We start from the raw sequence: 17,804 nt of genomic DNA, 5'->3' as shown, positions 1-17,804 counted from the left end.
GGGCCTGGAGGCGCTGGCGCCTCACCACGGCTGACGGAGAGGACCGCTGGCGCGGTCTTACATCTTCGGCATGCCGCCGGGGAACATGCCGCCCATGCCACGCATCATGCGCGACAGGCCGCCCTTGGCGGTGACCTTCTTCATCATCTTCTGCATCTGCTTGTGCTGCTTGATGAGTCGGCCGACGTCCTGCACCTGGGTACCGGAGCCGAGGGCGATGCGGCGCTTGCGCGAGCCGCTGATCATCTCGGGATCACGGCGCTCGGCGGGCGTCATGGAGTTGATGATGGCTTCCATCTGCTTGAACTGCTTCTCGGCGGCATTCTGCGCCCCCCCCATCTGGGAGAGGTTGACGCCACCGAGCATGGGCAGCTTGTCCATGAGGCTGCCGAGGCCGCCCATGTTCTTCATCTGCTGCAGCTGGTCACGGAAGTCTTCGAGGTCGAAGCCCTTGCCCTTCTTGATCTTCTTGGCGAGCTTCTCGGCCTTCTCGCGGTCGAGGCCCTGCTCGGCCTGTTCGATCAGGCTGAGCACGTCGCCCATGCCGAGGATGCGCGACGCCACGCGATCGGGGTGGAACGGATCGAGCGCTTCGCTCTTCTCGCCCATGCCGAGGAACTTGATCGGCTTGCCGGTGATGGCACGGACCGAAAGAGCGGCACCGCCACGGGCGTCACCGTCGACCTTGGTCAGCACCACGCCGGTCAGCGGCAGTGCATCGTTGAAGGCCTTGGCGGTGTTGGCCGCGTCCTGGCCGGTCATGGCGTCGACCACGAACAGGGTCTCCACCGGCTTGATCGCCGCGTGGACCTGCTTGATCTCCTCCATCATCTCGCCGTCGACGTGCAGGCGACCGGCGGTGTCGACGATGACCACGTCGATGAACTTCAGCTTGGCTTCGCGGATCGCCGCCTGGGCGATGTCCACCGGCTTCTGGCTGGTGTCGGAGGGGAAGAAGGTCACCTCCAGGTCATTGGCCAGGGTTTCCAGCTGCTTGATCGCCGCCGGGCGGTAGACGTCGGCGGACACCACCAGGACCGACTTCTTCTTGCGCTCCTTGAGGAAGCGCGCGAGCTTGCCGACGGTGGTGGTCTTGCCCGCGCCCTGCAGGCCGGCCATGAGGATGACCGCCGGCGGTGCGGCATTCAGCGCCAGGTCTTCGTTGGCGGCGCCCATCAGGTCGACCAGTTCGGCCTGGACGATCTTCACGAAGGCCTGGCCCGGGGTCAGGCTCTTGGAGACCTCGGTCCCGACCGCGCGTTCCTTGACCTTGTTGACGAAGTCCTTGACGACGGGCAGCGCCACGTCGGCTTCGAGCAGCGCCATGCGCACTTCGCGCAGGGTGTCCTTGATGTTGTCCTCGGTCAGCTTGGCCTTGCCGGTGACGTGGCGCAGCGTCTGCGAGAGGCGGTCTGTGAGATTTTCGAACATGCGCGATCCTTTCAGGCCCTGGAGGCCCCGGGTGAGCTTGCGGCAGGCGGCGGAGTATAGCGAAGAGCGGGCGGCGCCGACACCGCCAGCGGTCTTTCGTGAGCACGCCGTTCTGTGCCACACTCAGCGCCTTTCGGGCTTGCCTTACAAGGACTTATGCACCCTCTGCTGCCCAGCCTCCTGGCTGCCTTCCTCTATGTAGGCGGCGCCATCCACCAGGGCCTTCGCCTGCGCGAGCGCAAGACGCCGGACAAGCGCATGCTCGCCGTGCTCGGCCTGCTGGCCCTGATCAGCCATGCCACTGCGCTGTTCTTCCAGCTCATCGCCCCGGCCGGCCTGACCCTCGACTTCTTCAACGCCGCGAGCCTCATCGCCGCCGCCGTGATCGGCCTCACACTCCTGGCCTGCAGCCGCATGCCGGTGGAGAACCTGCTCCTGCTGTTGTATCCGCTTGGCGCGCTCACGGTGCTGCTGGCGATCTTCGTGCCCTCGGGCACGGTGCAGCCGATCGACGAGGAGCCGGGCATCCTCGCCCACATCCTGCTGTCGATCCTGGCCTACGGCATGCTGACCATTGCCGTGTTCCAGTCCCTGCTGCTGCTGCTCCAGGACCACCAGCTCAAGCACAAGCACCCGTCCGGACTGATCCGCAACTTCCCCGCCCTGCAAACCATGGAAAGCCTGCTGTTCGGCTTCCTCTGGGCCGGCTGGGGCCTGCTGTCGCTGTCACTGATCTCGGGCTGGCTGTTCGTCGAGAACCTCTTCGCCCAGCACCTGGCGCACAAGACCATCCTCTCCTGCTTCGCCTGGGTGGTGTTCGCCGTGCTGCTCTGGGGCCGCCACCAGCTGGGTTGGCGTGGCCACAAGGCGATCCGCTGGACCCTGGCGGGCTTCTGCCTGCTGATGCTGGCCTACTTCGGCAGCAAGCTGGTCCGCGAATTCATCCTGCACATCTGAGATGCCCGCCCCCGGCCTCCTCCTTGGCCTGATCCTCGGCCTGCTGATCGCCTCGGCAGGCGCCTGGGTGCTGGCGCGCCGCAAGCCGGCTCCCGAGCGCATCCAGGAAGACGAGAGCCCCCAGCAACGCCTGCCCCACGAGCTGACCCGCGCCCTGCAACGGGTCACCATCAGCGAGATCATGGTTCCGCGCAGCGAGATTCAGGGCATCGACATCGCCCAGTCGCCGGAGCGCATCCTGGAACAACTGCGGGCCACCACCCACACCCGCCTGCCGGTGTACCGCGAGGACATCAACCAGGTGGAAGGCATGCTGCACATGCGCCAGGTGGCGCGGCTGCTGCCCAAGACCGGGATCACCGCCGACGAGTTGCTCGGCGTGTGCCGCGAGACCTACTTCATCCCCGAGAGCACGCCCTTGCTGACCCAGCTGGTGAACTTCCAGAAGGAGCAGCGCCGCGTCGCCATCGTGGTCGACGAATACGGCGACGTGATCGGCCTGGTGAGCCTGGAGGACATCTTCCAGGAGCTGATCGGCGAGTTCGGCAGCCTGGAGGACTTCGCCCCCACCCGCACCATCACCCCGGCCGAGGACGGCAGCTACGAACTCGATGGCAGCCTGCACCTGCGCGAGCTCAACCGCCTGCTCGGCTGGCACCTGCCGTGCGACGGCCCCAAGACCCTCAATGGCCTGATCACCGAAGCCCTGGAACAACTGCCCGATGCCAGCGCCTGCCTGAAGATCGGCCGCTACCGACTGGAAATCCTCGAATCCGGCGAGAACCGGATCCAGCGTGTGCGCGCCTGGCGAACCTGACCGCCTTGCCGGCTTTTTCCCGGCCTTCCTATAATCGCCCTCGGCTCATCCAGCCCCTCTCGCGCACCGGCTACCCGCCCCCGCCACGGCCAGACCCGGCCACCTGAGACCACCCTGCCCTGTCGCCACCCGCCGCAATGGAGCAGTCGCAAGGCCCTGAAGCCGGCTATCCGCCGACCTCGCCCCAGCCCCTCAGTCCACACGCCAATACCAGGGGCGCCGCCCGTGCCGACGCCCGCCAGGGGACAACCGCATGACTTCCACTGCCTGCACCGAGACTCCGGCCACCACGCCTCCCGCGAACTCACCCGCCCGCGTCGCCACGGCCAGCTTCATCGGCACGGCCATCGAGTTCTACGACTTCTATATCTACGCCACCGCCGCCGCCCTGGTGATCGGCCCGGTGTTCTTCCCCCAGGGCTCGCCGACCGCGCAGATGCTCTCGGCCTTCCTCACCTTCGGCATCGCGTTCCTCGCGCGGCCGCTGGGTTCGGCCCTGTTCGGGCACTTCGGCGACCGTATCGGACGCAAGTCGACCCTGGTGGCCTCGCTGCTGCTGATGGGGGTTTCCACCACCCTGATCGGTGTGCTGCCCGGCTACGACAGCATCGGCGCCTGGGCACCGATCCTGCTGTGCCTGCTGCGCTTCGGCCAGGGCCTGGGGCTGGGGGGCGAATGGGGCGGTGCGGCACTGCTGGCCACCGAGAATGCACCGCCGGGCAAGCGCGCCTGGTTCGGCATGTTCCCGCAACTCGGCCCCTCCATCGGCTTCCTCGCCGCCAACGGTCTGTTCCTCTCCCTGGCGCTGCTGCTCAGTGACGAGCAGTTCCGTGCCTGGGGCTGGCGCATTCCCTTCCTGCTCAGTGCCGTGCTGGTGATGGTCGGTCTCTATGTGCGCCTGAAGCTGGAGGAAACGCCGGTCTTCGCCCAGGCCCTGGCCCAGCATCGCCAGGTGAAGCTGCCGGTGGTGGAAGCCTTTGCCAGCCACTGGCGCCCGATCCTGCTGGGCGCCCTGGCGATGGTGGTGTGCTACGCGCTGTTCTACATCTCCACGGTGTTTTCCCTCAGCCACGGCGTGGCGAGCCTCGGCTACAGCCGCGAGAGCTTCCTCGGCATGCTGTGCTTCGCGGTGCTGTTCATGGCGGCGGCCACCCCGCTCTCGGCCTGGCTCAGCGACCGCTTCGGGCGCAAGCCGGTGCTGATCGGCGGCTGTGTGCTGGCGATCCTCTCCGGTTTCACCATGGAGCCACTGCTGACCCAGGGGTCCACCCTTTCGGTGACCCTGTTCCTCAGCCTGGAGCTGTTCCTGATGGGGGTGACCTTTGCCCCCATGGGCGCGCTGCTGCCCGAGCTGTTTCCCACCCCGGTGCGCTACACCGGCGCGTCGGCGGCCTACAACCTGGGGGGCATCGTGGGCGCTTCGGTGGCGCCGTTCTTCGCCCAGAAGCTGGTCAGCCTCGGCGGCCTGTCATGGGTGGGGGGCTATGTATCGGCAGCTGCGCTGCTCAGCCTGCTGGCCGTGCTGTGCCTGAAGGAGACTCGCGACCGGGACCTGTCCGGCCCCCGTTAACCGGCTGCCGCAGCCAAGGGCGGTTGCGGCACCATCTCGAGCCACAGGCGGTCGGCCAGCAGGCCGGCCCAGACCTCGCAGCCCAGCTCTGACGGGTGGTAGCCATCAATCGCCAGGTAGTCGGGGCGCATCGCCAGGGTGGCGGTGCAATGAAGGGCGCCCAGGGGGCTGGCCGTCTCCGCCAGCACCCGGTCCATCAAGCGCGCACGCCAGCCCAGCAGCAGGCGCAGCGGCCAGGGCAAGGCCCGGAAGTGCCCGAGCGGCGGCACGGCGGAAAAGGCCACGCAGGCGCCACGCTGGAGAAAGGGCCTGCCCAGCCCTTCCAGCGCCTGGCGCCAACGGGATCGCGAAGTGAAATGGGTGGTGTCGTTGACGCCGAAGGCCATCACCACCAGGTCGGGTGCCTCGTCGGCCACCTGCGGCAACAGGCGCTCGCAGGCCTCCACGGCGGTGATGCCGTTCTCCCCACAGGCCCGCCAGGCTACCGGGCGCTCCAGGCGGCGCGACAGCGCATTCGCCAGTTGCCCCGGAAGTGCCCGTTCGAGCAGGTCGACTCCGACACCCGCGACGGTGGACTCGCCGATCACCAGCAGCCGCAGCGGCTCACCGGCGAACCCCACGCCCGCCACCCCCTGCTCGGGGCCTGCTGCCGGCGGCAGGCGCAGGGCGGTGCGCCGGGTATGCAGGGCGAGGGGCAGCATGAGGGGCATCAGCGTGACCGCCGATGCCCACCAGAGCGCCCCGGCCCAGCGGCTCACAGCTTGACGTCGACCGCCTGGGCGGAACGGGTCGCCTTGGCGCGGGCCAGGTCGGTGGACTCGTCGCGCGCCAGGGCTACGCCCATGCGGCGCTGGCCATCGACTTCCGGCTTGCCGAACAGGCGCAGCGCGGTGTCCGGCTCGCTCAGTGCGTCGGCGAGGTTGCCGAAGCTGACTTCGCCGGACTTGCCTTCCACCAGGATGACGGCGGAAGCCGACGGCCCCTGCTGGCGGATGGCCGGGATCGGCAGGCCGAGGATGGCGCGCGCGTGCAGGGCGAACTCGGAGAGGTCCTGGGAGATCAGGGTCACCAGGCCGGTGTCATGGGGGCGCGGCGAGACCTCGCTGAACCACACCTGGTCGCCCTTGACGAACAGCTCCACGCCGAACAGGCCACGGCCGCCCAGTGCCTCGGTCACGGCCTTGGCCACGCGCTCGGACTCGGCCAGTGCCTTCGGGTTCATGGCCTGGGGCTGCCAGGACTCGTGGTAGTCGCCCTTCACCTGGCGGTGGCCGATGGGCGCGCAGAAGGTGGTGCCGCCGATGTGACGCACGGTGAGCAGGGTGATCTCGTAGTCGAAGTCGATGAAGCCCTCGACGATGACCCGGCCCTTGCCAGCCCGGCCGCCTTCCTGGGCGTAGTCCCAGGCGGTCTGCAGGTCGGCGTCGCTCTTCAGAACGGACTGGCCCTTGCCGGAGGAGCTCATGATCGGCTTGACCACGCAGGGGTAGCCGACGCTGGCCACGGCGGCGCGGTAGTCCTCGAAGGTATCGGCGAAGTGGTAGGGCGAGGTGGGCAGGCCCAGTTCCTCGGCCGCCAGGCGGCGGATGCCCTCGCGGTTCATGGTCAACTGCGCGGCACGGGCAGTGGGAATGACGGTGTAGCCCTCGGCCTCCAGCTCCACCAGGGTGGCGGTGGCGATGGCTTCGATCTCCGGCACGATGTAGTGCGGCTTTTCCAGCTCGATGACACGGCGCAGGGCCTCGCCGTCCAGCATGCTGATGACGTGGCTGCGGTGGGCGACCTGCATGGCCGGTGCGTTCTCGTAGCGGTCCACGGCGATGACTTCAACGCCCAGGCGTTGCAGTTCGATCACCACTTCCTTGCCCAGCTCGCCAGAGCCGCAGAGCAGTACACGGGTCGCGCTCGGCGACAGCGGGGTTCCAATACGGGGCATCGGTGTTTCCTCGAAGGATGAAGAGTCGGTGAGGCGCCGGCGCGACCGGCGCCTGGAAGGGTCAGGCCATCAGCTGGCCCTTGTCGCGCGCGCGCTCCAGGCAACGGGCCAGGACCTCGCGGCGCTCGGTGTTGTCCATGCGCCCCCAGCGGCTGATTTCATCAATGCTGCGCTGGCACCCTAGGCAGGTATCGTCATCGTCCAGCGCACAGACGTGTACGCAAGGGGACGGTACGGGGCGTTCGATTTCCATCAGTCTTCCTGTTCGACCAGCTCGCGGGCGTAGCGCTGGGCGTTGTGTACGTAGTGGGCGGCACTGGCTTCGAGCATTTTCTTCTGTGGCTCGGTCAGCTCGCGGACGATTTTACCGGGAGAGCCCATCACCAGCGAGCCATCGGGTATTTCCTTACCCTCGGCGATCAGCGCGTTGGCGCCGATGATGCAGTACTTGCCGATCTTCGCCCCGTTGAGGATCACCGCATTGATGCCGACCAGGCTGTAGTCGCCGACCGTGCAGCCGTGGAGCATGGCGTTGTGACCGACGGTGACGCCCTTGCCGAGGGTCAGCGGGTAGCCCATGTCGGTGTGCATCACCGCGCCGTCCTGCACGTTGCAGTGCTCGCCGATGTGGATCAGCTCGTTGTCGCCGCGCAGCACGGCACCGAACCAGACGCTGGCGCCCGCCTCCAGGCGCACCTTGCCGATCACCGAGGCGTCGGGGGCGATCCAGCTGTCTGGATGGGTTTCGACACGGGCGTTGCCCAGGCGGTATTTCATCAGGCGCTCCTGTATGCGGGACTCAGGTGAGTTTGACGAAGGATTCCGGCGGCTCGCGCAGCTCGATGCCGGCATCGAAGATGAGGTTGACCAGCTCCACCACCATGATCGCGGTGAGGCCCCAGATCTTGTACCCGTCGTAGTGATAGCTGGGCACGTACCAGCTCTGCCCGAGGTAGTCGATGCGGTGGGTGACCTCGCGGGGGTCATCACGGAAGAACGACAGCGGCACGCTGAACACCGAGTCGATCTCGCCCCGGTTGGCGTGGTACTCGACGTAATCGGGCACCAGCCCGACATAGGGCGTGACCTTGATGCCGTGGCGGGACACCAGGGTGCTCAAGGGCCCGACCACTTCCACCAGGCCTGGCGGCAGGCCGATCTCCTCTTCCGCCTCGCGCAGGGCGGTGTGGATCAGGTCGTGGTCCTCGGGGTCACGTCGTCCACCGGGAAAGGCCACCTCGCCGCCATGGGTGGACAAGCCACTGGCGCGCAGGGTCAGGATCAGTTCGGGGTCGTCGCTGCGGGTCACCGGCACCAGCACCGCCGCTTCGGGAAAGCTGCGCTCGATGGGCAGGTCGGTGGGGGAATGGCTCCGCACCCGGCGGAGAAGCTCATCCAGCATGGAAGGTCTCGGTCTCTTGTTGTGCCGGGCATCATGGCACGAACCGCCAGGGGCCCCCAAGCCCCGTTCCGCCCTTCGATCCGGCCACCCGCCCCGCTTGCCGAGCCCCTGGCCGGCGCGCCAAGATGACGACCTCCAACCGAGGGCCCCCGATGAAGTTCTGCAGCCAGTGCGGCACCCCCGTGGTGCAACGCATCCCCCAGGGCGACAACCGCCTGCGTCACGTCTGCGATGCCTGCGACACGGTGCACTACCAGAACCCGCGCATCGTCTCCGGCTGCCTGCCGGTCTGGGGCCAGCAGGTGCTGCTGTGCCGCCGGGCCATCGAGCCCCGCCGTGGCTACTGGACGCTGCCGGCCGGCTTCATGGAGAACGGCGAGACCATGGAACAGGCCGCCGCCCGGGAAACCGCCGAGGAGGCCTGCGCCCGGGTCCACAACCTGCGCCTGTACACGCTGTTCGACCTGCCCCACATCAGCCAGGTCTACACCCTGTTCCTCGCCGACCTCACCGACCTGGACTTCGCCGCTGGCGAGGAAAGCCTTGAGGTGCGGCTGTTCCACGAGCACGAGATCCCTTGGTCCGAGCTGGCTTTTCCCACTGTGGGCCGTACCTTAGAATGCTTCTTCGCCGACCGGGTGCAGCAGGTCTACCCGGTGCGCAACGAACCGCTGGCCCCTCTGGTGGCCCATGACAAGAAAGCCTGATCGCTGCCAACACGTGTTCCCGGGGATGCTGTAGATGCGCTGGATGCTCCTAGCCTTTGTTTTCCTGTTCACCACCCTTTCCCACGCCAGCGCTGCACCCGCCCTGGGCGGCAAGCCCATCGACAAAGTGCTGGTGGTGAAGTCCGAGCGCAAGCTGCTGCTCATGAATCGCGGCGACATCCTCAAGAGCTACCGCATCTCCCTGGGCAAGCAGCCCAACGGGCCGAAGCTGCGCGAGGGCGACCAGCGCACCCCCGAGGGCTTCTACTGGATCGACTGGCGCAAGACCAGCGACAAGTTCAACCTGGCCATGCACATCTCCTACCCCAATGCCCGCGACGCCAAACTGGCCCGCGAGAAGGGCGTGCCCCCGGGCGGCATGATCATGATCCACGGCACCCCGTTGGACGAGGAGTACCCCGAGTGGTACTTCCACACCCTCGACTGGACCGAAGGCTGCATCGCCATGAAGAACGCCGACATGCGCGAGATCTGGAGCCTGGTGAAGGACGGGACGCTGATCGAGATCCGCCCCTGAGCCCAGCCCCAATAGAAAAGGCGCCTTGAAGGCGCCTTTTTCATGCCTGGCCGATCAGTTCAGAACACCAGGTCCGACAACCGCCACACCTCGAAGGCCGGGGTCTCGTAGGGATGGGCCTTCTTCAGGGCCCGCACCGCATCGTGGATCAGCTCGTCGGCTACCACCATCTCCACCTTCCACTCGGGCAGGTGCTCGACCTGCCCCACCTGGCCGATGAACGGATCGGCGCCATCGAGGGGCCTGAACTGCCCCTGACCCAGGGCCTGCCAGGAGCAGCTGTCATAGGCGCCGATGCGCCCTCCACCCGCTGCGAAGACCGCCTGCTTGACGGGTTCGACATGGGACTCCGGCACATAGAAGCACAGCTTGTACATCAATAACTCCGTCAGGAAATTACAGGCTGGACAGTGATGGCACGATGATGCCACTTAATCGAGGCCGTCCGCCAAGATTTTATGAATCCGTGGAATCGACCCGCCATTCGACTAACGGGAAGGTGTCGCGTTCAGCCGGGTCCGGAAAAAACGACGGTTCACCGTCCGGCCCAGAAGCGCCGCCAACGCGCCTTGAAACCGACGGCTTCGGGCGCATGGCTGCCATCGCACCAGGGCAGGCGACGGGATCGACCACAACGACAGAGCAGGAGGATACGCGGGCGCTCGACCTGGAAGGCGAGCCCTTGTCGACAATCGAGGGGACAGTCGGGAAGCCGGGGCGAATGCCCACAGCGGCAGAGCAGGAGGCGCACGCCAGGCTCGACCTGGCGCACTTCGGGCAGCCTGCCCTCCTCCCCCGGGGCCGGGAGAGGAGGACCGGCAGGGTCGTCAGTCGACCCAGACACGCGCGTTGCGGAACATGCGCATCCAGCCGGCGTCTTCCTGCCACTCGTCGGGGCGCCAGGAGTTCTGCACGGCGCGGAACACGCGCTCCGGGTGCGGCATCATGATGGTCACGCGGCCGTCGCGGCTGGTGAGGCCGGTGATGCCACGGGGCGAACCGTTGGGGTTGGCCGGGTAGTTCTCGGTGACCTTGCCGTGGTTGTCGACGAAGCGCAGGGACACGCAACCGGACAGGTCCGCTTCCAGCAGGGCTTCCTCGCTCTCGAACTCGGCATGGCCTTCACCGTGGGCGATGGCGATGGGCATGCGCGAACCGGCCATGCCACGCAGGAAGATCGAGGCCGACTCCTGCACCTGCACCATGGCGACGCGCGCCTCGAACTGCTCAGAGCGGTTGCGCACGAAGTGCGGCCAGAACTCGGTGCCGGGGATCAGCTCGTGCAGGTTGGACATCATCTGGCAACCGTTGCACACGCCCAGGGCGAAGCTGTCCTTACGCTCGAAGAAGGCCTGGAAGCCATCGCGGGCACGGGCGTTGAAGAGGATGGACTTGGCCCAGCCTTCGCCGGCGCCGAGCACGTCGCCGTAGGAGAAGCCACCGCAGGCCACCAGGCCCTTGAAGTCTTCCAGACTGATGCGGCCGGCGAGGATGTCGCTCATGTGCACGTCGATGGCCGAGAAGCCGGCGCGGTCGAACGCCGCCGCCATCTCCACCTGGCCGTTGACGCCCTGCTCACGCAGGATCGCCACCTGGGGACGCACACCCTTCTTGATGTAGGGCGCGGCGATGTCCTGGTTGACGTCGAAGGACAGCTTGGCGCTCAGGCCGGGGTTCTCTTCGTCGAGGAGAACGTCGAACTCCTGGTCGGCACACACGGCATTGTCCCGCAGGCGCTGGATCTGGTAGCTGGTCTCGGCCCACTGGCGCTGCAGCATGCGGCGCTCGCCGGTGAAGACCGCCTCGCCATTGAAGGCGATGGCGACGCTGGCACTGTTGAGCGGACGGCCGATCACCGCCACGCAATCGCCCAGGCCGGCAGCGCTGAACTGGGCCAGCACCTCGGCGGTGGCGCCCTGCTGAACCTGGATGACGGCACCCAGCTCCTCGTTGAACAGCACGGCCGGCAGCTCGGCGGCGGCATCGGCCAGGGCGTCCAGTTGCAGGTCCAGGCCACAGTGGCCGGCGAAGGCCATTTCCAGCACGGTGGTCATCAGGCCACCGTCGGAACGGTCGTGGTAGGCCAGCAGCAGGCCGTCCTGGTTCAGGCCCTGGATCACCGCGAAGAAGGCCTTCAGGTCCTCGGCATCATCCACGTCCGGCGCGGCCTGGCCGAGCTTGGCGTAGGTCTGGGCGAGGATCGAGCCGCCCATGCGGTTCTGGCCACGGCCCAGGTCGATGAGGATCAGGTCGGTGTCGCCCTTGTCCAGGCGCAGCTGCGGGGTCAGGGTGCGGCGCACGTCCTGCACCGGGGCGAAACCGGAGATGACCAGGGACAGCGGCGAGGTGACGGACTTGTCCACACCTTCGTCCTGCCAGCGGGTCTTCATGGACATGGAATCCTTGCCCACCGGGATGGTGATGCCCAGCGCCGGGCACAGCTCCATGCCCACGGCCTTGACCGTGTCGTACAGGCGCGCGTCTTCGCCGGGGTGGCCGGCGGCGGCCATCCAGTTGGCGGACAGCTTGATGTCGGAAAGCTTCTCGATGCGTGCCGCCGCCAGGTTGGTGATGGCCTCGCCGACGGCCATGCGGCCGGACGCCGGGGCGTCCAGCAGGGCCAGCGGGGTGCGCTCGCCCATGGCCATGGCTTCGCCGGTGTAGACGTCGAAGCTGGTGGCGGTCACGGCGCAGTCGGCCACCGGCACCTGCCAGGGGCCGACCATCTGGTCGCGGGCCACCAGGCCGGTGATGGTGCGGTCGCCGATGGTGATCAGGAAGCTCTTGCTGGCCACGGCCGGGTGGCGCAGCACGCGGGACACGGCGTCTTCCAGCGCAACGGTGGTGGCGTCGAAGTCATCGCCCTGCTCGGCTTCACGGGTGACGCTGCGGTGCATGCGCGGCGGCTTGCCCAGCAGCACGTTGAGCGGCATGTCCACCGGCTTGTTGCCGAAGTGGCTGTCGGCCACGGTGAGGTGCGGCTCTTCGATGGCCTCGCCGACCACCGCGAAGGGGCAGCGCTCGCGTTCGCAGATGGCCTTGAAGCGCTCGAAGTCAGCGGCGTCGACCGAGAGCACATAGCGCTCCTGGGACTCGTTGCACCAGATTTCCAGCGGGCTCATGCCCGGCTCGTCGTTGGGCACGGCGCGCAGTTCGAAGCGACCACCGCGGCCGCCGTCGTTGATCAGCTCCGGCAGGGCGTTGGAGATGCCGCCGGCACCCACGTCGTGGATGAACTTGATGGGGTTCTCGGCGCCCAGTTGCCAGCAGCGGTCGATCACTTCCTGGCAGCGACGCTCCATCTCGGGGTTGTCACGCTGCACGGAGGCGAAGTCCAGGTCGGCGGAGCTGGCGCCCGTGGCCATGGAGGACGCAGCGCCACCACCCAGGCCGATGAGCATGGCCGGGCCACCGAGGACGATCAGCTTGGCGCCGATGGAGATCTCGGCCTTCTGCACGTGGTCCGCACGGATGTTGCCCATGCCGCCAGCCAGCATGATCGGCTTGTGGTAGCCACGCACTTCTTCACCACGGGGCGACTGGACCGCCTGCTCGAAGGTGCGGAAGTAGCCGTTCAGCGCAGGGCGGCCGAACTCGTTGTTGAACGCGGCACCGCCCAGCGGGCCCTCGATCATGATGTCCAGCGCGGTGACGATGCGCTCGGGCTTGCCGTAGGGCTTCTCCCAGGGCTGTTCGAAGCCGGGGATCTGCAGGTTGGAGACGGTGAAGCCGGTCAGGCCGGCCTTCGGCTTGGCACCGCGACCGGTAGCGCCTTCGTCACGGATCTCGCCACCGGAGCCGGTGGAGGCACCGGGGAACGGGGCGATGGCGGTCGGGTGGTTGTGGGTCTCCACCTTCATCAGGATATGCACGGGCTCTTCGGTCGCGCCGTACTGGCGGGTGGCCGGGTCGGGGAAGAAGCGGCCGGCGGTGAAGCCCTCGATGACCGACGCGTTGTCCTTGTAGGCGGACAGCACGCCTTCGCGGTTCATCTCGTAGGTGTTCTTGATCATGCCGAACAGGCTCTTCTCCTGCGCCTGGCCGTCGATGTCCCAGCTGGCGTTGAAGATCTTGTGGCGGCAGTGCTCGGAGTTGGCCTGGGCGAACATCATCAGCTCGACGTCATGGGGGTTGCGCCCCATTTCGTTGAAGCTCTTCACCAGGTAATCGATCTCGTCATCGGCCAGGGCCAGCCCCAGCTCGACGTTGGCCTTCTCCAGGGCGGCGCGACCGCCCCCCAGGACGTCCACCACGGTGAGCGGCTTGGGCTCGGCATGGCTGAACAGGGCGGACGCGGCTTCCAGCTCGCCCAGCACCAGCTGGGTCATGCGGTCGTGCAGGACGCTGGCGATCAGTTGTGCATCGGCGTCCGACAACTGGCCGGCAACGTAATAGGCGATGCCGCGCTCGATGCGCTGGATCTTCGCCAGGCCGCAGTTGCGGGCGATGTCGGTGGCCTTGCTGGACCAGGGCGAGATGGTGCCGAAACGCGGGACCACCAGGAACAGGCGCCCTGCGGGCTCCTGCACCGGTACGCTCGGCCCGTACTGGAGCAGCCGTGCCAGCACCTTCTCCTCAGCGGCGTCGAGCACGCCGGTGACTTCGGCAAAGTGGGCGAACTCGGCGTACAGACCGGAGACGGCGGGTACCTTCTGGGTCAGTTGCTCGAGCAGTTTGCCGTGACGGAAGGCGGAAAGAGCGGGGGCACCGCGCAGGATCAACATCGTCGGGACAGCCTCTGGGAAGGGGTGTACTTGGAGGCCGTGCATTCTAGCCTAAAGGACCTCTTTTCGGCACCTTCGACAAGGCGGGACGACAGCAGGCTCTGAGGACGCTGTATTCCCCGTCCCACGGCGCCTCAAGCCGTTTCGGTTAGCAGAGAAGAATCTCGCTGTCGAGATATGGCAAGAAACGGCGTTTGCGTATACTGCGCCGATGTTCACCCCACCCGTGTTCCGCACGCGCCGTGCCCTGTGGCTGATGGCGACCGGAATCCTCCTGCTGCTCGGCGGCTGCAAACAGCCCAATACCCTCGAGCGCATCCAGGAGGAGGGCGTCCTACGCGTGGTCACCCGCAACAGCCCCGCCACCTACTTCCAGGACCGCAACGGCGAAACCGGTTTCGAGTACGAACTGGTCAAGCGCTTCGCCGACGACCTGGGCGTGCGCCTGGAAATCGAGACCGCCGACAACATCGATGACCTCTTCGGCCGCCTCGGCCAGGCCAAGGGTCCGGTGCTGGCCGCCGCCGGCCTGGTGGCCAGCGATGCCCGCCAGCGCCAGGTGCGCTTTTCCCACCCGTACCTGGAGGTCACCCCCCAGGTCATCTACCGCAACGGCGAACGCCGCCCTACCCGCCCGGAAGACCTGGTGGGCCAGCGCATCCTCGTGCTCAAGGGCAGCAGCCATGCCGAACAGCTCGCTGCCCTCAAGGCCCAGTACCCGGAGCTGAACTACGAGGAATCCGACGAAGTCGAGATCGTCGACCTGCTGCGCATGGTGGATGAGGGCCAGATCGACCTGACCCTGGTGGACTCCAACGAGCTGGCCATGAACCAGGTCTACTTCCCCAACGTGCGCGTCGCCTTCGACCTGGGCGACGCCAGCAACCTGGCCTGGGCCGTCGCCCCCGGCGAGGACAACAGCCTGCTCGACCAGGTCAACGGCTTCCTCGACAAGGCCAAGCAGAACGGCACCCTGCAGCGCCTGAAGGATCGCTACTACGGCCATGTCGACGTCCTCGGCTACGTCGGTGCCTACACCTTCGCCAAGCACCTGCAGCAACGCTTGCCCAAGTACGAACAGCACTTCCGCCAGGCCTCCCAGAGCAACCAGGTGGACTGGCGCCTGCTGGCCGCCATCGGCTACCAGGAGTCGCTCTGGCAGCCCACCGCCACCTCCAAGACCGGCGTGCGCGGCCTGATGATGCTGACCCAGGACACCGCCAAGGCCATGGGCGTGTCCAACCGGCTGGACGCCCGCCAGAGCATCGGCGGCGGCAGCAAGTACTTCGCCATGATCAAGGAAGGCCTCTCGGACGACCTCAAGGAGCCGGATCGCACCTGGTTCGCCCTGGCCGCCTACAACATCGGCATCGCCCACCTGGGCGACGCCCGCAAGCTGGCGGAAGCCGAAGGACTGAACCCCAACAAGTGGCTCGACGTGAAGCAGATGCTGCCGCGTCTCTCGCAGAAGCAGTGGTACCGCAAGACCCGCTACGGCTATGCACGGGGCGGCGAGACGGTGCAGTTCGTGCAGAACATCCGCCGCTACTACGACATCCTCACCTGGGTGACCCAGCCGCAGATGGAAGGCACCGAAGTGGCCGAGGGCAGCCTCCACGTGCCGGGCATCGACAAGACGCCGCCAGCGGACGGTGCCAACGAGAAGCTCTGAAGCTCGAACCACCCCCACAAAAAAGCCCGGCAGATGCCGGGCTTTCTCGTACCTGGGGGTCTTACCAACCCGAAGGCAGCAGGTTCAGCGCGCTGCAGATCGCATAGGCTGCGCTGGCCAGATAGATCATCACGATCACCACCTGGATGGCCGGGTGGGCGATCCAGCCACAGGACCACGCCGGCTGCAGGTCGCCCTGGCGGCGGGCCGAGCGCAGCATCAGGATCGGCATGATGGAGAGGATCACGCCACTGAAGGCACCGGCGAAGTACAGGGCGTTCACGAAACCGACCATGCCGCTGTAGGCCAGCACGAAGGGCGGCACGCAGACGATGCCCAGCACCACCAGGCGGGTCTTGGGCTGGGACTCGGAGCCGAGGGCATGGAACTTGTCGAAGATGTTGGTCAGGAAGCTGCCGCCCAGGCCCCAGTAGGAGGTGAGCATGGCGCACAGGGCGAAGGTGTTGGCGGTGTAGAACGCCCACTGGCCCAGCGCCTCGCCCCAGGCCAGGGTGGCCACCTCGGTCTGGCCGTCCAGGCCGGTCAGGGCGATCACCGACATCGGCACGATGGCCAGCAGGCAGAAGGTCAGCACCATGCCGGTGATCACCGCCTTGGGCAGTTGCTCCGGCGCATGGCTGAACCCTCGGGCCATCTCCGGGACGATGTACTGCGCGGAGAAGCAGAACACGGCGATGTTGAACACCGGCACCATGTAGATCCAGTCACCTTCCAGCAGGCGCGCCACGTCGGTGTGCTCGTTGAGCAGGGTCGCCACCACCAGCAACACGATCATGCTGACCATGCCGATGCTGATGAACTTCTCACCCTTGCCGATGGCACCCAGGCCCAGGTAGAGCACCAGCGCAGCCGGAATGAAGAACACCAGGCTGCCAACCGCCGGGCTGATGCCGAGGAAGGCCGCGAGGATCTTGCCGCTGCCGCTCATGTAGGCGATCAGTGCACCGATGCTGTTGACCGCCACCGACAGGAAGATCGCCCAGGAGCCAAACGAGCCCACGTAGCGCTGGGCCAGGCCGCTCAACTGGGAGTGGGTGCGGGTGCGCAGGGCCGTCTCGGAGACGTAGAGCATGGAGATGGTGGTGAACACGCCGGCCACCGCCAGCCACAGCAACAGCGGCATGAAGCCGGCCTTGCGGCTGGCGTAGGCCATGGACAGCACGCCGGCGCCGATGTTGGTGCCCACGATCATGGCCACCGCTTCGAGGAAGGTCAGTCGCTTGACCTCCAGCCCGGACGCATCGACCGCGCCCTCTTCCGCCGCCCCGAGGTGGGACCGCACTTGCGTTTCACTCATCACAGCACCCTCGACAACATTCAACGGATCAGGAGGGCCACACCGAACTGCCACGGCCTTGCGTCATCGTCGAAAACGGGCACTGCGGGACAACGGTACTGCGGGCGCCTCCTGGCAATGCAACCTCCCAGCTCGATTCACCAAAGAACCGCTCTAGGACGCCACTTCTGGCGGCCGCGCACCTTAACACAGCATTTCTGTAGGACAAGACTGACAGCCTGCGACCTTGGTCGCAGGCTGTCAGCTCTCCCGACGGGCGGCGCGACGGGCCTGGAAGAAACCGGACAGCAGTTCGCTGCAGGCCTCCCCCAGCACCCCGCCTTCCACCAGCACCCGGTGATTGAGGAAGGCCTGCTCGAAGAACTGGCCACGGCTGATCGCCACCCCGGCCTTCGGCTCGGTGGCACCGTAGACCACCCGGGCGATGCGCGAGTGGACGATGAGCCCGGCGCACATGCTGCAGGGCTCCAGGGTGACGTAGAGGGTGGCCCCCACCAGCCGGTAGTTCTCCAGCGCCTGGGCCGCGTCGCGGATCGCCACCATCTCGGCATGGGCGCTGGGGTCGTGGCGGGAAATGGGGCAGTTGAAGCCGCGCCCCACCACCTGCCCGTCGTGCACCACCACCGCGCCCACGGGCACCTCGCCCAGGGCCGCACCCTCGGCGGCCAGCGCCAGCGCCTCCTGCATGAAGCGCTCGTCCTGAGTGCGGTCGATGAACATCGGCTGGCGCAC

At 67.0% G+C, this 17,804-nt stretch carries 17 protein-coding genes; 6 read left to right on the top strand and 11 right to left on the bottom strand.

What is annotated here, in order from left to right:
• Nucleotides 1–57: 57 nt before the first annotated feature.
• On the bottom strand, nt 58–1,431 hold the full coding sequence (ffh, locus tag RTK35_RS20110) for a signal recognition particle protein (RefSeq protein WP_044405912.1): 1,374 nt from the start codon (nt 1,429–1,431) through the stop codon (nt 58–60).
• Between the two features lie 156 nt (nt 1,432–1,587).
• Here ffh and RTK35_RS20105 point away from each other — a divergent pair, with 156 nt between their 5' ends.
• The 3 genes from RTK35_RS20105 to RTK35_RS20095 all read left to right on the top strand — a co-directional run bounded on the left by RTK35_RS20105 (nt 1,588) and on the right by RTK35_RS20095 (nt 4,775).
• The gene (locus RTK35_RS20105; protein ID WP_074970922.1) at nt 1,588–2,388 is read left to right on the top strand and encodes an inner membrane protein YpjD; all 801 of its coding nucleotides are present in this window, start codon (nt 1,588–1,590) and stop codon (nt 2,386–2,388) included.
• A gap of 1 nt (nt 2,389) precedes the next feature.
• The gene (locus RTK35_RS20100; protein WP_074970919.1) at nt 2,390–3,205 is read left to right on the top strand and encodes a transporter associated domain-containing protein; all 816 of its coding nucleotides are present in this window, start codon (nt 2,390–2,392) and stop codon (nt 3,203–3,205) included.
• 253 nt (nt 3,206–3,458) lie between these two features.
• A complete protein-coding gene (locus tag RTK35_RS20095; protein ID WP_222900160.1) occupies nt 3,459–4,775 on the top strand; it encodes an MFS transporter in 1,317 nt (438 codons plus the stop codon).
• Here the strand turns inward: RTK35_RS20095 and RTK35_RS20090 are convergent.
• The 5 genes from RTK35_RS20090 to RTK35_RS20070 all read right to left on the bottom strand — a co-directional run bounded on the left by RTK35_RS20090 (nt 4,772) and on the right by RTK35_RS20070 (nt 8,113).
• Nucleotides 4,772–5,533 carry an SGNH/GDSL hydrolase family protein gene (locus tag RTK35_RS20090; RefSeq protein WP_410478696.1) on the bottom strand — a complete coding sequence of 254 codons (762 nt, stop codon included), beginning with the start codon at nt 5,531–5,533 and terminating at the stop codon, nt 4,772–4,774. The two genes, RTK35_RS20095 and RTK35_RS20090, sit on opposite strands and share 4 nt — an antisense overlap.
• The gene (gene purT, locus RTK35_RS20085) at nt 5,530–6,711 is read right to left on the bottom strand and encodes a formate-dependent phosphoribosylglycinamide formyltransferase (RefSeq protein WP_316908815.1); all 1,182 of its coding nucleotides are present in this window, start codon (nt 6,709–6,711) and stop codon (nt 5,530–5,532) included. The genes RTK35_RS20090 and purT overlap by 4 nt, the downstream gene beginning before the upstream one ends.
• 61 nt (nt 6,712–6,772) lie before the next feature.
• Nucleotides 6,773–6,964 (bottom strand): DUF1289 domain-containing protein, encoded by a 192-nt coding sequence (locus RTK35_RS20080; RefSeq protein WP_170832296.1) that lies wholly within the window; start codon nt 6,962–6,964, stop codon nt 6,773–6,775.
• A complete protein-coding gene (locus RTK35_RS20075; protein WP_074970909.1) occupies nt 6,964–7,488 on the bottom strand; it encodes a gamma carbonic anhydrase family protein in 525 nt (174 codons plus the stop codon). Before RTK35_RS20075 ends, RTK35_RS20080 begins: the two co-directional genes overlap by 1 nt.
• Nucleotides 7,489–7,510: 22 nt before the next feature.
• Complete coding sequence (locus RTK35_RS20070; RefSeq protein ID WP_074970907.1) at nt 7,511–8,113, bottom strand: CoA pyrophosphatase; 603 nt, start codon at nt 8,111–8,113, stop codon at nt 7,511–7,513.
• Nucleotides 8,114–8,265: 152 nt separating this feature from the next.
• Here RTK35_RS20070 and RTK35_RS20065 point away from each other — a divergent pair, with 152 nt between their 5' ends.
• Together RTK35_RS20065 and RTK35_RS20060 are read left to right on the top strand one after the other, a co-directional pair.
• Nucleotides 8,266–8,820 (top strand): NUDIX hydrolase, encoded by a 555-nt coding sequence (locus RTK35_RS20065; RefSeq protein WP_044405930.1) that lies wholly within the window; start codon nt 8,266–8,268, stop codon nt 8,818–8,820.
• A 34-nt stretch (nt 8,821–8,854) separates the two neighbouring features.
• Nucleotides 8,855–9,358: a murein L,D-transpeptidase family protein gene (locus RTK35_RS20060; protein ID WP_069559298.1), complete on the top strand. Its 504-nt coding sequence runs from the start codon at nt 8,855–8,857 to the stop codon at nt 9,356–9,358.
• Between the two features lie 59 nt (nt 9,359–9,417).
• Here the strand turns inward: RTK35_RS20060 and RTK35_RS20055 are convergent, their stop codons facing one another.
• The 3 genes from RTK35_RS20055 to purL form a co-directional block, all read right to left on the bottom strand.
• Nucleotides 9,418–9,735 carry a YqfO family protein gene (locus RTK35_RS20055; RefSeq protein ID WP_044405934.1) on the bottom strand — a complete coding sequence of 106 codons (318 nt, stop codon included), beginning with the start codon at nt 9,733–9,735 and terminating at the stop codon, nt 9,418–9,420.
• Between the two features lie 158 nt (nt 9,736–9,893).
• Nucleotides 9,894–10,109 (bottom strand): CDGSH iron-sulfur domain-containing protein, encoded by a 216-nt coding sequence (locus tag RTK35_RS20050; RefSeq protein ID WP_244165697.1) that lies wholly within the window; start codon nt 10,107–10,109, stop codon nt 9,894–9,896.
• A gap of 76 nt (nt 10,110–10,185) precedes the next feature.
• On the bottom strand, nt 10,186–14,082 hold the full coding sequence (gene purL / locus RTK35_RS20045) for a phosphoribosylformylglycinamidine synthase (RefSeq protein WP_316908814.1): 3,897 nt from the start codon (nt 14,080–14,082) through the stop codon (nt 10,186–10,188).
• A gap of 211 nt (nt 14,083–14,293) precedes the next feature.
• Here purL and mltF point away from each other — a divergent pair, with 211 nt between their 5' ends.
• Nucleotides 14,294–15,754, top strand: coding sequence for a membrane-bound lytic murein transglycosylase MltF (mltF, locus tag RTK35_RS20040; RefSeq protein WP_044405939.1), 1,461 nt, complete (start codon nt 14,294–14,296; stop codon nt 15,752–15,754).
• A gap of 61 nt (nt 15,755–15,815) precedes the next feature.
• On the opposite strand, the gene RTK35_RS20035 is transcribed toward mltF, so the two are convergent.
• Together RTK35_RS20035 and tadA are read right to left on the bottom strand one after the other, a co-directional pair.
• Nucleotides 15,816–17,072: an amino acid permease gene (locus RTK35_RS20035; protein WP_044405941.1), complete on the bottom strand. Its 1,257-nt coding sequence runs from the start codon at nt 17,070–17,072 to the stop codon at nt 15,816–15,818.
• A gap of 240 nt (nt 17,073–17,312) precedes the next feature.
• Entirely contained in the window at nt 17,313–17,804 is a 492-nt protein-coding gene (tadA, locus tag RTK35_RS20030) for a tRNA adenosine(34) deaminase TadA (protein ID WP_142014977.1), read from the bottom strand.

The organism is Pseudomonas sp. zfem003 (genome assembly GCF_032621675.1).
Classification (GTDB): domain Bacteria; phylum Pseudomonadota; class Gammaproteobacteria; order Pseudomonadales; family Pseudomonadaceae; genus Metapseudomonas; species Metapseudomonas otitidis.
This window is presented reverse-complemented; position numbering and strand designations above follow the sequence as displayed.